Origin of the sequence: Dyadobacter frigoris (assembly GCF_005280585.1) — a bacterium.
GTDB classification, from domain to species: Bacteria; Bacteroidota; Bacteroidia; order Cytophagales; family Spirosomataceae; genus Dyadobacter; species Dyadobacter frigoris.
Window position 1 is genome coordinate 298,388 of sequence record NZ_SZVO01000002.1, and the last position, 13,985, is coordinate 312,372.

Annotated in this window: 16 protein-coding genes; 9 read left to right on the forward strand and 7 right to left on the reverse strand. The window is 39.0% G+C overall.

The window, feature by feature from the left end; genetic code table 11:
* The first annotated feature begins 21 nt into the window (after nucleotides 1–21).
* From FDK13_RS05010 to nagA, 5 genes are all read left to right on the forward strand, one after another.
* Nucleotides 22–1,311, forward strand: coding sequence for a hypothetical protein (locus FDK13_RS05010; protein ID WP_137338895.1), 1,290 nt, complete (start codon nucleotides 22–24; stop codon nucleotides 1,309–1,311).
* Nucleotides 1,312–1,372: 61 nt separating this feature from the next.
* Nucleotides 1,373–2,425 (forward strand): acyltransferase family protein, encoded by a 1,053-nt coding sequence (locus FDK13_RS05015; RefSeq protein ID WP_137338896.1) that lies wholly within the window; start codon nucleotides 1,373–1,375, stop codon nucleotides 2,423–2,425.
* Nucleotides 2,426–2,530: 105 nt separating this feature from the next.
* Nucleotides 2,531–2,827: a thioredoxin gene (trxA, locus tag FDK13_RS05020; protein ID WP_137338897.1), complete on the forward strand. Its 297-nt coding sequence runs from the start codon at nucleotides 2,531–2,533 to the stop codon at nucleotides 2,825–2,827.
* Between the two features lie 21 nt (nucleotides 2,828–2,848).
* Nucleotides 2,849–3,412, forward strand: coding sequence for a pentapeptide repeat-containing protein (locus FDK13_RS05025; protein ID WP_137338898.1), 564 nt, complete (start codon nucleotides 2,849–2,851; stop codon nucleotides 3,410–3,412).
* Nucleotides 3,413–3,466: 54 nt separating this feature from the next.
* Nucleotides 3,467–4,576 carry an N-acetylglucosamine-6-phosphate deacetylase gene (gene nagA, locus FDK13_RS05030; protein WP_137338899.1) on the forward strand — a complete coding sequence of 370 codons (1,110 nt, stop codon included), beginning with the start codon at nucleotides 3,467–3,469 and terminating at the stop codon, nucleotides 4,574–4,576.
* Nucleotides 4,577–4,649: 73 nt separating this feature from the next.
* On the opposite strand, the gene FDK13_RS05035 is transcribed toward nagA, so the two are convergent.
* Nucleotides 4,650–6,848 (reverse strand): B12-binding domain-containing radical SAM protein, encoded by a 2,199-nt coding sequence (locus tag FDK13_RS05035; protein WP_137339281.1) that lies wholly within the window; start codon nucleotides 6,846–6,848, stop codon nucleotides 4,650–4,652.
* A gap of 188 nt (nucleotides 6,849–7,036) precedes the next feature.
* Here FDK13_RS05035 and FDK13_RS05040 point away from each other — a divergent pair, with 188 nt between their 5' ends.
* From FDK13_RS05040 to FDK13_RS36370, 3 genes are all read left to right on the forward strand, one after another.
* Entirely contained in the window at nucleotides 7,037–8,440 is a 1,404-nt protein-coding gene (locus FDK13_RS05040; protein WP_137338900.1) for a purple acid phosphatase family protein, read from the forward strand.
* 78 nt (nucleotides 8,441–8,518) lie between these two features.
* Nucleotides 8,519–8,980, forward strand: coding sequence for an IS200/IS605 family transposase (gene tnpA / locus FDK13_RS05045; protein WP_137338901.1), 462 nt, complete (start codon nucleotides 8,519–8,521; stop codon nucleotides 8,978–8,980).
* Between the two features lie 345 nt (nucleotides 8,981–9,325).
* Entirely contained in the window at nucleotides 9,326–9,451 is a 126-nt protein-coding gene (locus FDK13_RS36370; RefSeq protein ID WP_262711805.1) for a hypothetical protein, read from the forward strand.
* Nucleotides 9,452–9,632: 181 nt separating this feature from the next.
* Here the strand turns inward: FDK13_RS36370 and FDK13_RS05050 are convergent, their stop codons facing one another.
* The gene (locus tag FDK13_RS05050; protein ID WP_137338902.1) at nucleotides 9,633–10,091 is read right to left on the reverse strand and encodes a DUF1569 domain-containing protein; all 459 of its coding nucleotides are present in this window, start codon (nucleotides 10,089–10,091) and stop codon (nucleotides 9,633–9,635) included.
* Between the two features lie 394 nt (nucleotides 10,092–10,485).
* Here FDK13_RS05050 and FDK13_RS05055 point away from each other — a divergent pair, with 394 nt between their 5' ends.
* Nucleotides 10,486–10,890 carry a glycosyltransferase family 2 protein gene (locus tag FDK13_RS05055; protein ID WP_137338903.1) on the forward strand — a complete coding sequence of 135 codons (405 nt, stop codon included), beginning with the start codon at nucleotides 10,486–10,488 and terminating at the stop codon, nucleotides 10,888–10,890.
* On the opposite strand, the gene FDK13_RS35295 is transcribed toward FDK13_RS05055, so the two are convergent.
* The 5 genes from FDK13_RS35295 to FDK13_RS05070 are packed head-to-tail and all read right to left on the reverse strand — an operon-like array spanning nucleotide 10,882 to nucleotide 13,978.
* Nucleotides 10,882–11,040: a hypothetical protein gene (locus tag FDK13_RS35295; protein WP_170982710.1), complete on the reverse strand. Its 159-nt coding sequence runs from the start codon at nucleotides 11,038–11,040 to the stop codon at nucleotides 10,882–10,884. The genes FDK13_RS05055 and FDK13_RS35295 overlap by 9 nt on opposite strands.
* Nucleotides 11,041–11,059: 19 nt before the next feature.
* Nucleotides 11,060–11,377 (reverse strand): PIG-L deacetylase family protein, encoded by a 318-nt coding sequence (locus tag FDK13_RS05060; RefSeq protein ID WP_262711809.1) that lies wholly within the window; start codon nucleotides 11,375–11,377, stop codon nucleotides 11,060–11,062.
* 15 nt (nucleotides 11,378–11,392) lie between these two features.
* Complete coding sequence (locus tag FDK13_RS36375; protein WP_262711806.1) at nucleotides 11,393–11,527, reverse strand: hypothetical protein; 135 nt, start codon at nucleotides 11,525–11,527, stop codon at nucleotides 11,393–11,395.
* 57 nt (nucleotides 11,528–11,584) lie between these two features.
* Entirely contained in the window at nucleotides 11,585–12,802 is a 1,218-nt protein-coding gene (locus FDK13_RS05065; RefSeq protein ID WP_137338905.1) for an amine oxidase, read from the reverse strand.
* 33 nt (nucleotides 12,803–12,835) lie between these two features.
* The gene (locus FDK13_RS05070) at nucleotides 12,836–13,978 is read right to left on the reverse strand and encodes a glycosyltransferase family 1 protein (protein WP_137338906.1); all 1,143 of its coding nucleotides are present in this window, start codon (nucleotides 13,976–13,978) and stop codon (nucleotides 12,836–12,838) included.
* Between the last annotated feature and the right edge of the window lie 7 nt (nucleotides 13,979–13,985).

Consider the following 13,985-nt stretch of genomic DNA (forward strand, 5'->3'; position numbering starts at 1 on the left):
TTATTAAAGAACTTCAACTATTTGAGGTATTCCGTTGGCATAGCAATGCTCTTCAATGGATTTCCTCTTATATTCTTTTTCCGTGATACACTGGGAATCGGGCCGGCAAGCAGCACCTTTACAGCTGTTTTCTTTGCCTTTGCACTTCTTTTGATGGTCCCAACGAATCTTTTTCTTAGATTTTATAATCCCAATCCGGTTCTGTTTAATTTAGGAGTAGGTTTTTTACTGTTATCGGTATACTATTTTCTTTTCTTTAACTCCACGGGAATGGGTATTACCGATATTGGTAATTATGCCTATATTTTTGCTTTTCTGCTATTGTTGCTGAGTATCCCCAGTGATGTAAAAGATGCGCTTGTACCTGTTCTTTTCATCTTTTCCCTATTTTCCAATCTGACGCTGGTGTATTCGCTGATGACGGATCCAAGTTGGACATTAGGTATGCGGGCAGCGGTAAGTTTCTCAAATGAAGGCGCCCAGGCTGGCGGGAATCCGCATATAACAGCCAGAAATGGCATTATTTGCCTGTTAACTGCAATGGTTCTTATTCCCCAGTATAAAAGTATTTTCGCCAAATTGTTTCTCTACTTTTCAATATTATTCAGCCTGGCTGTAATTGTACTTTCGCTTGCAAAATCAAGTTATCTTGGTGTGGGGCTGATGTTGGGTTTATATGTTTTTTATAATTTCAAAGTCACTAAAATATTCTCAGCCATTGGCAGCTTTTTCAGCTTTAAAAATATAATGCTTGTTGGACTTGTTCTTGTTGGAATAAGCTACTTTCTCAGCCAATATGGTGGGGTGATGGATAATCTTCTCAATTATTGGGACATGTTTGAGGGCCGCATAATGGATGTAATATTTACATCTTTCGGGGTGAAATTATCTGATACGGCTGATATTGACGCCTCGGCTATGGGTCGTGTGAGTGGTTTCGGAACATTTCTCGACACGCTTTATTCATGGGATGTATTTCTGGGACGAGGCTATAAGAGTGGGTTCCTTGATGTTCCGATACTTGAAGCTTTGGTAAATCACGGAATATTGGGATTTCTTTTCTTTAATGGATTTAACTTTTTTCTTTTCATTTATTCCATTCAGGAAATCAAAAGAAACACTACTCCGCTTTCCACTTTCCTTGCCTATTTCTTTATTTCACTGATCGTACTGTTAATTTCCGGTGGACGGCCTTACGATATTGCTTACTGGTTTCCTTATGCTGTGATGATCCGCTTTCTGGGTATTGATTATTTTTACAAATTATCACGTCAACCAGCAAGCGGCAGATTAGCTGCTGCCAGTTCCTAATTATCCATTTGACATAACCTTGATGTATTAAATATTAAGGTTCATGACATTGCATTTATCAATGAGAAACAGAGTAGAACAGCTGGATGGACTGAGAGGAATTTTTTCCATTCTGGTCATTGCCCATCATCATAATGCGTTCAGAGATTCCATTTTCTATAACAATTTCTTCGTAATTAATTCCAGCCTTTTCGTTGATTTCTTTTTTGTATTGAGTGGATTTGTTATTGCGATGAATTATATCGAAAAAATTCACACCGGTGAAGATATCGCTACTTTTCTCAAAAAAAGGTTTGTCCGCCTTTATCCGCTTTTGTTTTATACAGAAGTAATTTTCATCATTGCTAATCTGGTCGGGGATCACAGCGCATTGAAAAATATGACTGATATGCGGCTGTCCTATTATTTACGGTCAGGACTTGACACACTTACCTTCATGGGTTCCACCCCCATTCTCGGCGACTGGATGGGAATTAATTATCCTGCCTGGTCCATATCTTCCGAGATGATATCTTACGTTGTTTTTGGTTTGGTATTATTGTTTATCCCATCAAAAAAATATCTGGTTTTCATTCTTTTGAGCCTTACATGCGTTGGATTTATCGTTGCAAAAAATGACTATATGCTGGTATACGATTACGGCTTTGTCCGTGGTCTGTTATGTTTCTGTATGGGGATTTTCACTTTTACATTTTTAAAAAACAGAACTTTAGAACTGACTTATCTGGAAATTCCATTTCTGATATTGCTTGTGTCTGCTATGTATGCAACCCATCACTATGAATGGAATCTGATAAGACTTATTTTTCCGGTTCTGTTCTCCATTGGTATTATCATTTTCGCTAGTTCAACCGGCATTGTCACACGATTGCTTTCGAGCGCGCCGTTTCAATATCTGGGTAAAATCTCCTATTCAATTTATCTCAATCACGCGATCGTTCTCATCTTTGTTAATATCTGTATTTTCAGGATTTTTAAAGCTGTGCCAACAGAACCTATGATTGCATTTTCATTAATTACTTCCATCTCACTTACACTCATTTATTCACATTTCACCTACGACCTGATAGAAAAACGATTTGGAAAATTCCTAAAATCGAAACTTGACTTATAAATCCGCTCATCGGATTATTATTTCAAAATCTGTATAAGTTCATGTTAATAAGTAAACCATTCGGCTCTCAGATTGGTTATCATTGTGTACTATCCAATGTAAATCATGTCAGCATTTTCGGATTTAATTAACAGCAACAAACCGGTTCTTGTCGACTTTTCAGCGGAATGGTGTGGACCTTGTAAAATGATGAAACCTATTCTGGAAGAACTAAAAGCGGGTTTGGGTGACAAAGCGACGATCGTGAAAGTGGATGTAGACAAAAATCCATCCGCCGCAAAAGCATATAAAATACAAGGCGTGCCTACGCTGATTGTTTTCAAACATGGCAAAGTAATGTGGCGCCAGTCTGGTGTTGTACAGGCTAACCAACTGCAAAGTATTATCAGTAAATATTTATAGTAACCCTATTTTTGAAGTTTAATGTTTAATAAAAGAAACGTCGAGTCAATCAGTAATATCGATTTCACAGTTCAGGATCTTCCGCTGCAAAATTTCGAACAGTATGAATTTACAAACTGTATATTTTCCAATATTTCGGGTACTGATTTCACCGACTGCTCTTTTATTGGGTGTAATATGAGTAATGCGGTGATCACAAACTGCAAGTTGTATGATGTTGAATTTGTTGACTGTAAGCTGATCGGTGTTAATTTTTCAGATACGAAAGACTTCGGTTTTTCGGTTCGTTTTGAAAAATGCCTTTTAGATTATACCAATTTTGACAATAAAAAACTGAACAAAAGCGCCTTTGTCAATTGTAAAATTAACGGTGCAGATTTCACTCAGGCTGATCTTTCTAAATCCAAATTTGTGAATTGCGATTTAATGGGTTCAGTCTTTTCTTATACCAATCTTAGCGGTGTAGATTTTACTACCAGCCAGAATTTCACGATTGATCCCGCAATAAATAATGTCAAAAAAGCAAAATTTCTTTCTTCCGATTTAGCAGGTCTTTTAACTAAATTTGACATTATTATCAAATGACGATTATCCAAATTTCGTCATCATTCCTAAACCTTATAAAAACGTCTTTAACTTATGTCTTCTTACCAGATATTTGCAGAGAAAGTTTATACCGGCAATTCCGTTTTGACCGGCCAACTGATTTCTGTTGAAAACGGGGTTATCTCTTCCTTAACAGCTTCCGGATTTGTTGAAGGTGCACTGAAAGTTCAAAATATTTGCGCAGGTCTTTTTGATGCCCACATTAATGGAGGTGAACGTTTTCATTTCACTGAAAAAGCAGATGAAGAAACGATCGATGATATTTATCAGGCCAGCAAAGCATTGGGAACGGCCTATGTTTTACCAACACTGATCACTTCCTCCCTTGAAAATATCCTGAAAGGAATTGAAGCTACCCGAAGTTATATCCGGAATAACCCAGGATCTGGTGTTCTCGGAATGCATCTTGAAGGTCCTTTTTTAAATCCGATAAAACGTGGAGCCCATCTTACGGAATATGTAAGAAAACCTTCTGATAATGAGCTTGAAGCCATTATCAGTCATGGAAAAGACGTGATTAAGCTGATTACGATAGCGCCCGAAATGTTTACACCTGAGCAAATTGATATGCTTTTGGCATCCGGAATCACCGTTTCTGCCGGGCATTCCAATGCAACGTATCAGGAAGCCAGCCGGGTATTTGATCAGGGAATTAAACTGGTAACACATTTATATAATGCGATGTCGGCGTTTGGTCATCGTCAACCTGGGCTGGTGGGAGCTACATTTGATAATGATTCCGTTTATGCGCCAATCATTATTGACGGTGTTCATTGCGATTATGCAGCCGCGAGAATTGCTTATAAGGCAAAAAAAGACAAATTGTTCCTTATTTCTGATGCACTTTTTGTTGGAGAAAAAGTAACAGAATTTAAGTGGGGTGAATTTGACGCTTATCTGCAAAACGGTCAATATAATAATTCGGAAGGAAATCTGGCGGGAGCTACTATTTCTTTGGCGGATGCGGTAAGAAATGCCGTTCTTGAAGTTGGGATTTCTGTTCAGGAAGCTATTGAAATGGCAACCATTCGTCCGGCTATTGCATTAGGATTAGATGATAAAATCGGAAGTCTCGCGGTCGGTTATCCGGCGGTTTTTAGTTCTTTTGATGATGCTTTGGAAAAGTTTGTGGTTTTAAACTGAATTGTTTGACCGCAATGGACACTATGGGTTTCGCAATAGACGCGATGGAAACTGGCATTCATTGCGGTTGAATTTATACAACCAATAATCCTCCGCTTTTCAACTCTTTCCAGACTTTTGAGCGCATAAAGGTTTCGAATTCACCTAATCCTTGTGATTCAAAATTGTTTTTCAATTTATCCAAAGGAAACGGTTCGTCTTTCCCGATAAGTAATTCAGGCATTAATTCTGTCAGCCATTCGCCCACCGGAACGCTGGTTTCCAAAGCCCATTCCTGTTTTTTGTTATAAAAAACCAATTCAGCTATTTGGACAATAGCTTTCCCTTTTTTCTCTTCAAAAACAGAAAGTGAGGGCAAACTTCCCATCCAGACAACCATCGCATTGGTTCGTGGAATTGCGTCTGGAAACTGGCTGATGCTTTTTTCAATATATTTTGGCGAAATAGACGGCGAAGGAATTTTAAAATTAAACCATTTTGACAAAGGAAAATCGAAACAAACACCGTGCATATAGTTAAATAACGATTTCCGTAAACCTTCCCCAAACAAGTCATGATTTGCACCCGACGGATCATCATGCTCTAAATCGTTATTTGCAAATCCTCCTATTTCGGGGCCAATTCGCATGACATCAAATTCTTCCGGATGAAGTCCAACAGGACTATGTGCCGTCATAGCAAAACGGTGCCAAAAACCCGACTGTATAATTCCCTGATGAAATAACTGACGTACCATTTCCAAAGAGTCAATTGTTTCCTGCGCCGTTTGCGTTGGAAAACCATACATCAAATAGGCGTGAACCATAATGCCAGCCTGGGTAAAAGCGTCAGCCACTCTGGCAACCTGAGCTACGGTTACTCCTTTTTTCATTCGTTCCAAAAGGCGATCCGATGCAACTTCCAACCCGCCGGAAATGGCGATGCATCCCGAAGCTTTTAGCAACAGGCAAAGGTCATGTGTGAAGTTTTTTTCGAAACGAATATTTGTCCACCAAACCACGGTTAATTTACGGCGGATGATTTCCAAAGCCAGATCCCGCAACAACGCTGGCGGTGCTGCTTCGTCAACAAAATGGAAACCGTTTTGCTGGGTTTGCTCTATAATTTCCTCAATCCGGTCGCAGAGAAGTGCAGCCGTCATCGGTTCATATCGTTTGATATAATCCAGTGAAATATCGCAAAATGAGCATTTTCCCCAATAACAGCCATGCGCCAAAGTCAGCTTATTCCAGCGTCCATCGCTCCATAACCGGTGCATTGGATTGACAATTTCAATGACCGACAAATAATCATTCAACGGCAAATCGCTATAATCCGGCGTTCCGGTATCCCGCTGCGGTACATCACGTTCCTTGGCTCCGTTGTAATAAATTACTTTGCCGTCTGTCCGGGCATAAACACGTTTTAATTTTTCTCTTTCACGATTACCGTCCAGATATTCGAGTAATGATAAAAGCGGGGCTTCACCATCGTCCAGACAAACAAAATCTATATAGTCAAAAACACGAGGTTCTTTTAACGAGCGTAATTCGGTATTAGCAAAACCTCCGCCCATGACAACAGAAATCTCTGGGTGATTTTTTTTGATATACTGTCCGCACTTCATTCCGCCGTAAAGATTTCCAGGAAACGGAACGGTAATACAAACAATATCAGGCTTATAACTTTGAATTTTTTCTTCCAGCAAATTCACCAGCATGTTGGTCAGCAGTGTATTTGGCATTTCAAGCGCCTCACACATCTCGTCAAAATGTGAAGCTGAACGGCCAAGACGCTCTGCATAACGGCTAAAACCAAAATGCGGATCAATTGCTTCCTGAATTAAATCGCCAAGATCTTCCAGATATAGAGTGGCCAAATGCCTCGCTTTATCATGAATTCCCATCGTCCCGAAAGCCCAGTCCATATCTTCAAGTTGCTGAAAACGACTCGCCTCCGGTAAATAACTTCGATCACAAATGCTGTGAGCCAGCGTAGGATTTCTATTTTTAAGAAAACGAATTACAGGATCAATGGTCGTGATATATTCATTCCGGAGAGAATAAATCCGGAAACTGTTATCGGTTAATTCCGTGTCAGAATCTTCAAGTAAGGCAAATAACTGACGCAGCCCTTTTGAAGAAAAAAGTGCCAGAATGACGTCAATCCCTAAATCTGCCTGATGTGATTCTCTTCCCAGGGTATTTAAAAATCCTTTCAGGTAAGCTGTGGCCGGATAGGGAGTATTCAGCTGGGTAAACGGCGGGGTTATAAATAAGGTTTTCTTTTTCAAAGCACTGCGTATCTCAATTTTCACAATACAAAGGTACGGGAAGTTTTGGATGGATTTAAGTGAAAAAATGAGTGGTTAATTTTTAAACAAAAGCATTATTCACATTATCATAACATTGCTTTATAGCCTACTATTAAACTTAAAAAGTACTATTGCAGCTATACTACTTAACTAAATGCAAACTGGCAATGTTATTTTCACCAAAAAATAATCCTATTATTCTATTCATAACTTTTGGCCTGGCGCTTTTGCCGGCAATTGTTTTTGCTCAGGAAAATAAATCCTATCCAGCGTCCAAATTCCCCGACCGGATTATTCTTGGCTGGAAAGGTGATGCCGCTCATTCTCAGGCAATAAACTGGCGAACGGATTCCACAATTATAAAAGCAGTGGCTATGATTCACGAGGCTGATCCTTCGCCTGATTTTCAATCCAATGCAAAAAGTGTTGATGCAAAAACAACTGCTATTGTTCTGGACGGAAAACAGGTGCAATATCATGAGGTTGACTTTACGGGACTTAAGCCTGCAACCCAATATATGTACCGCGTTGGCGAAGGAAAATACTGGAGTGAATGGTTTCATTTTACAACGGCTTCTGATAAAAATGATCCGGTATCATTCCTTTATTTCGGTGATGCACAAAATGATATCCGGTCTTTGTGGTCACGGGCGATTCGCGGTGCTTATTCCACTTTGCCAAAAGCTGATTTTATGATTCATGCAGGTGATCTTATTAATAGTTCCAATGCCGACTATCAGTGGGGTGAATGGTTTGAGGCAGGTGGCTGGGTAAATGGGATGGTACCAAGTTTGGCGACACCCGGCAACCATGAATACTATATGGATAAGGCAAAAAAACCACATGTCTCCATGCATTGGAGACCGCAGTTTGCCCTGCCCGAAAATGGCCCGGAAGGTTTGACTGAAACAGCTTATTATTTTGATTATCAGGGAATAAGATTTATTTCCCTGAATTCTCAGGAAGCAATTTTGGACTCAACTGTTATGGACAAACAAGCTGCCTGGTTTGAGAAAGTTGCCGCAGGACATGGTATGCGCTGGACGATCGTTATGCATCACCATCCAATTTATTCTACTAAAAACGGACGTGATAATGATGAGTGGAGAGCAAAAATGGAGCCGCTATACAAAAAATATAAAGTCGATCTGGTATTACAAGGACACGATCACACGTATGGCCGGGGTATTAATATGCCTCTGGGCCAAAGCAGAAAAAAACCTGATGGGCCGATATACGTAGTTTCTGTAAGTGGACCGAAAATGTATGATATCGGGCTGCAAAACTGGATGGATAGAGCGGCGTCCAACACGCAGTTATACCAGGTTATCACGGTAAACGATGCACTGCTTTCGTTTAAAGCTTTTACCGTAAGCGGCGATTTGTATGATTCCTTCAATCTTGAAAAAGATAAAAAGGGACAGAATACACTAGTGGAATTGTCCACAACATTAAAAATGCAGGAACGGCTGGATTTGCCTGAAAATCTAAAAAAGAGCTTCAAGGCTGAACAATTAGACGAATACAATCAAAGGTTTAAAGAATATAAAGCCAGAAAGAATCATAAATAGAAATTGATTAACCCGATTAAAGAGACATTTTAAATATTTCCCGTCTTATTGATATTAGTCACTTAATATCAATAAGATATGGGAAATACTTATCATCAAGTCTATGTACACAGCGTCTTCGCGGTAAAATTTCGAAATGCGGTAATTAGTAATGCATGGAAAAAAGATTTTATCGGTGTTATTGGAAATTTATTAAATGAAACCGGCTGTAAAACCTATATCGTAAATGGCGTGGAAGATCATGTTCATTGTCTTTTCGGATTAAATCCCGCGATTTCAATATCGGATGTTATGAGAAGTGTTAAGGCAAAATCTTCAAAGTGGGTGAATGAAAGTAGATTATTGCAACATCGATTTGAGTGGCAGAAGGGTTTCGGGGCATTTTCGTATAGTCATTCGCAGGTTGATACTATCTTTAAATATATTCAGAACCAGGAGGAGCATCATAAAAAAAGGAGTTTCAGTGAAGAGTATTTGGAGTTATTGACCAAATTTGAGGTTGAGCATAACAAGAAATATTTGTTTGAAGATTTAATGTAAATCAGGTTGGTTGATATTCCTTAAAATCGGCCATACCTGACGGCATTTTTTCTCCAGATAAATCCGCCACAAACCACGGAATAAATTCCGTGGTTACCACATCGGTCATGCCTGACGGCATTTTTTAAATTCGATAAATCATCAACCACAACCACGGAATAAATTCCGCGGCTACGATATCGATCATGCCTGACGGCATTTTTTAATCCCGAAATGAATATGAAAACCGCAGGAATTGTTCGTAATAAATAAAATTATCCATACAGTGCCAGAGGCACGAACGATGTGGTAGCCGCAGAATTTATTCCGTGGAAACGAAAGATGGAATAGCTACGGAATTATAATATGATACAAAAAAATCCACACAGTGCCAGAGGCACGAACGATGTGGTAGCCGCGGAATTTATTCCGTGGGAAACAAACGATGTGGTAGCCGCAGAATTTATTCCGTGGAAACGAAAGATGGAATAGCTACGGAATTATAATATGATACAAAAAAATCCACACAGTGCCAGAGGCACGAACGATGTGGTAGCCGCGGAATTTATTCCGTGGGAAACGAACGATGTGGTAGCCGCAGAATTTATTCCGTAAAAACGAACGCCGCGATATCACGAATTCAATTTATTATTCCAACAAAAAATCCATAAATCTAAACCCCAAATTGAGTCAAATGGTGATCCAGATGTTTGTAAAACATATTATTCCATTCCTTAATAGTTAATTTCCCAAAGGAATGAGATTCTCGTCCTGCGAAAAAATCGACGCCAAGCTCCTGCGTTTTCTCGATATATTCTTTTAGCCGTGCCTTTTCTTTCTCAAAATCCCTATCTCCTTTTATAACAAAATCCGGCGCAGTAGCACCATTTCTTGTATAAGGAATTTCTGTTGTAACCTTATCTTTTACAAACATTTTCAGAATAAACTTCATGAATTTGCCAGGAGGCTTATGGTTATTATCATACACATATTCGTAAGAAACGCAGCAATGAGCCAGCATTTGTGCACCGGACATTTTCCCCCACAATGGCTGACTTTTGCCCGTAAGCTTATCTATCCGCTCAATTACTTCATCAGTTACCGATTTTGTAAAAATATCAGGAAGAGCCATTTTGTTAGTGTTCTGAATTGATTTTAAATTATCATAAGATATATGAATAATTCTCCAAGAACAAATTTATATAAATATCTGATAATTAATGTTCAGCCTGTTGATACTGTGTAAAACCGGCGTGGTTTTACTTACCAAATTCCGGAATATTCTTCACACCTTTTCCCTCAAATTTCCTCATTTTAAAATTTAGGATCCATTGTTATTATTTAGCAGGATTTCATCCTTTTCAAACTCATTAATTTTTCTGTTTAATCTCAATTTCTGCTCACAACCAGTGAAAAAAGCGGGAATATTTATTGGCATAGTTTTTACTAATACTTGTCAAAATTATTCCTGACTGGTTATGATTTTTGCGAGTAAGTATCTATCAATTTAATTGTTCAACTAATTTATGGTACAAACTTTTTCTGAGGAAACGGCAGAAAATGAGCCTTTAATGGCTTCATCTTTATTTTATACCATCCCCCCTTCTCAGCATCTTAAATTATCGGTTATTTTACCTGTAAGAAATGAGCAGGATAATTTATTTAACACACTGGAAGCACTTCGTAATAAAAAGGACAGCGAAGGATTACAACTATCACATTCCGAATATGAGGTATTGCTTTTAGCGAATAACTGCACGGATAAATCCGCAGATTTTGCCAGAACATATCAGAAAATATATCCTGATTCCAATCTTCATATTGAAGAAATCCAGTTAGTACCAGACGTCGCCCATATCGGTACCGTCCGCAGGCTTTTGATGGATGCGGACTACAATCGATTCACGTTACTGAACAGGCTGTTAGATTAGGAATCGCGCGAAGCGTTGCCTCGTATTTTTCACTTCCAAAGTTTCTTCAATATCTACGGTAATTTTTTTCATCTGGTCTAATAGTTCCATGTCTTCCGGTTTCCCTAACTCCCAAAGCCATATGGGATATTCCAGAAATCTTGGTTTCATTTTTGCCCGGTTTACAGCCTCAAACATGATTTCCCAATGTTGCCTGATGATCACGATGCGGATCTTTTTGCCAGGGAACAAATACAGTTTTCGGTTGAAGATCATCGATAATTTTTACAATCTTTTCAACAGTTTCCTGAAACTGATTATCATTTTCATGCGGGACCATTGAATCCTTTAACCGCAAAAATTCCATATGGGCTATTTCAGCTCTCAGGATTAAAACAGCAGTTTTTGCCTCCTGTTCCCTTACCCTGGTCAATTTTTCAGAGGGATATTTTTTCGGGTTCGGGTACCACATACTTCCATCACTCACAAATAAAAAGTGAACTGGAATTCCATTTTTTCCGCATCAGGGCAACTGTTCCGCACAACCCAGCGTTTCGTCATCCGGATGTGTTGCAACAATTAAACCAGACCCGAATTCCTCCACTTTTACACTTTTCATTTTGCCAATATGGCTATGCAATGCTGATATTTGTCCCATAATTTACGACGTAAAATACCTTATTATTACACAATTACCAAAACCATGATCCAACAATTAAAGAATAACTGCTCCTTTTTTTTGAATGTTGAAATCCTTCTGATTAGCTGCTTCTCGCAATTGAGCAGACAATAATATCTGGCCTTCCATCACTGCTTTTGCCGAAGGCTCATGTAAAATCCGGCTTTTGATCCCTACAGCCGGGTCCATATCCCATAAACCAGAATGGTGCCATTTGTCTGGATGATCCCAATTGGGGCGGTCAATTATTGGATAAATACAAATCCCCCAAAATGGAATTTCTTCACGGATTGTTGTCAAAATCTGAGCTACAACATATTTGATCCAAAGCGGGCGATCGATACCAGGATGGCTTGTTTCGGTCAAAACGACTGGTCTGTTATACCGTTTATGAGCTTCATGAAGCAAGTCTGACAACTGACGCAAATACGGATAAGGCACCTCGTCATTCCATCCTAAAATCTTATGCGGACTAAGAATCCATTGATTATTATAATAATAATTGAAGCCAAGCATATCCAGATATTCTGGTTTCCCACCCAATTCCGGGCAAATCCTACCACAAAGCATATCCAGTGACTGGTATTGCAATTCATGATTATTTTTTGCATCCTGAATTTCCGATGGCGTTGCATCAAGATTCGCAACAACATTTACCAAAGGTTCCGTGGTCAGAATTCTTATAGTAGAATCTACATCTTTCAGGGCCTTGACACCAGCAATATATGCCCTCATATAGCCATATTTCACTTCCCATCCATTATTATGACAGTAAGGAGAAGTTCCGGCTACGTCTCCGCCAAGCCAGGACATAAAACTTACTTCATTGATTGGTGTTACAATAAGTGGTTCACTATATCCCAGTGATTTATAAAATAATGCAAAAGCCCTGCATAAAGCTGCAAATCTTCTTGTAAAATGCGGATGTAGGGGACTTAAATCATCAGGAAATCCAAAATGACAAATGTCCCAGATCTGCTGAATACCATTCTTCCTACCCACTTCCAGCATTTGTTGAAAAGTACTGAAATCATATTTATAAGGTACTTTCTCAACCTGGCTCCATCGCAAACCTTCACGCACCGTTTTAATATTAAATGCTTCCAGATTTTGATAATCCTGCTGCAACATTTCAAGATGAGAGGTTACATGAAGAAAATCAACGCGGTTTCCAAAAGCATTTAATTGATCCGTACATTCAAATCCAGCCATCCAGAAAGATCTAAACGGGTTTTCGATCACTTGATTAGACATTAATAATTACTAAAATTTATAATGAGAATTCCCTTATTCACTTGCAAGAGAAACCTGCGCTGTTTTACTTTCAAGCGTACTGCTCATAAGCTCCATCATAGAACGAAACGTATTATCCCAGCAATTGTCAGCCAAAAATTCGTCAACCTTATTAAGCCAAACCTCATTTTCAGGGTTTGCCAGTAATTCTTCAATAGCAACTATAAAATCATCTGCATCCACACCGATGGAAACAAGCTTATTTTTTGCGTAAGGAGTTACAACATCCCTTATCGCCGAAGAAACGACCGGCTTTCCTCCAGCCAGATATTCCGGTGTTTTTGTCGGACTTATAAAACGTGTCGATTCGTTCAATAAAAACGGCACCAGGGCAACGTCCCATCCGGAAAGATAAAATGGAAGTTCATCATATTTTTTTGATCCCAAATAGTGAATATTTTTATTTTTTGGTAATCCGGCGGGATCAATTTTAACCACAGGGCCAATAAGCATAATTTGCCAATCCGGGCGTGCATCCGCAATATTTCTGATCAAATCTGTGTCAAAACGTTCATCAATAACACCATAAAAACCCAGTTTTGGCCCTATCACAGCTGCTTGATCTGCCGGTTCTGATTCCTTTGACCTCGCTTTTGCAAAATGCTTTTTGTCGATACTGCTTTGAAAAGGATGTATGTTGTAATGCTGATGTTTTTTGGCCTCATAGAGCGACTGTCCACCTGTAAAAACAATATCCGCTTTGTTGAAAAGCCTTCTTTCTAAATCCTTTAATTCATCGGGAGCAAATTTAAACGCCGACAATTCATCCATACAGTCATACACCGTCAATCCCGGTACAAACTTGTACGAAAATTCGAGCGCCATCGGCGTGTAATACCAAAACATAAAATCTTTGATATCCCGGTTGACAAAAAATACATTTAACAAAGATCTAAGCTCTTTATTGATTTCCGCCTTATCCATTCCCTTAGGTAGATGAGGTACACAAACCCAAAGATTTGGAAGCCTTTGAGAAAAACTTATAAAAGAATGCTGAAATGATCCGAAGACAGGTTCTTCAAGATAATAAACAGCTGAAAATTCAGAAAACCGGGTCATCAGATGTTGTGGACGCTGATATACAAAATCCCAACGCAAGTGTGAAAAACACAGTAAATTTTTAGGTAGTTGAATCATAATATTA

Coding starts and splice junctions, on each gene's coding strand:
- trxA (WP_137338897.1), top strand. CDS start 2,531: ATGTCAGCATTTTCGGATTTAATTAACAGCAACAAACCGGTTCTTGTC.
- FDK13_RS05070 (WP_137338906.1), bottom strand. CDS start 13,978: ATGATTCAACTACCTAAAAATTTACTGTGTTTTTCACACTTGCGTTGG.
- FDK13_RS05055 (WP_137338903.1), top strand. CDS start 10,486: ATGGTACAAACTTTTTCTGAGGAAACGGCAGAAAATGAGCCTTTAATG.
- tnpA (WP_137338901.1), top strand. CDS start 8,519: ATGGGAAATACTTATCATCAAGTCTATGTACACAGCGTCTTCGCGGTA.
- FDK13_RS05015 (WP_137338896.1), top strand. CDS start 1,373: ATGAGAAACAGAGTAGAACAGCTGGATGGACTGAGAGGAATTTTTTCC.
- FDK13_RS05025 (WP_137338898.1), top strand. CDS start 2,849: ATGTTTAATAAAAGAAACGTCGAGTCAATCAGTAATATCGATTTCACA.
- FDK13_RS05050 (WP_137338902.1), bottom strand. CDS start 10,091: ATGGCTCTTCCTGATATTTTTACAAAATCGGTAACTGATGAAGTAATT.
- nagA (WP_137338899.1), top strand. CDS start 3,467: ATGTCTTCTTACCAGATATTTGCAGAGAAAGTTTATACCGGCAATTCC.
- FDK13_RS05065 (WP_137338905.1), bottom strand. CDS start 12,802: ATGTCTAATCAAGTGATCGAAAACCCGTTTAGATCTTTCTGGATGGCT.
- FDK13_RS35295 (WP_170982710.1), bottom strand. CDS start 11,040: ATGAAACCAAGATTTCTGGAATATCCCATATGGCTTTGGGAGTTAGGG.
- FDK13_RS36375 (WP_262711806.1), bottom strand. CDS start 11,527: ATGGGACAAATATCAGCATTGCATAGCCATATTGGCAAAATGAAAAGT.
- FDK13_RS36370 (WP_262711805.1), top strand. CDS start 9,326: ATGATACAAAAAAATCCACACAGTGCCAGAGGCACGAACGATGTGGTA.
- FDK13_RS05040 (WP_137338900.1), top strand. CDS start 7,037: ATGTTATTTTCACCAAAAAATAATCCTATTATTCTATTCATAACTTTT.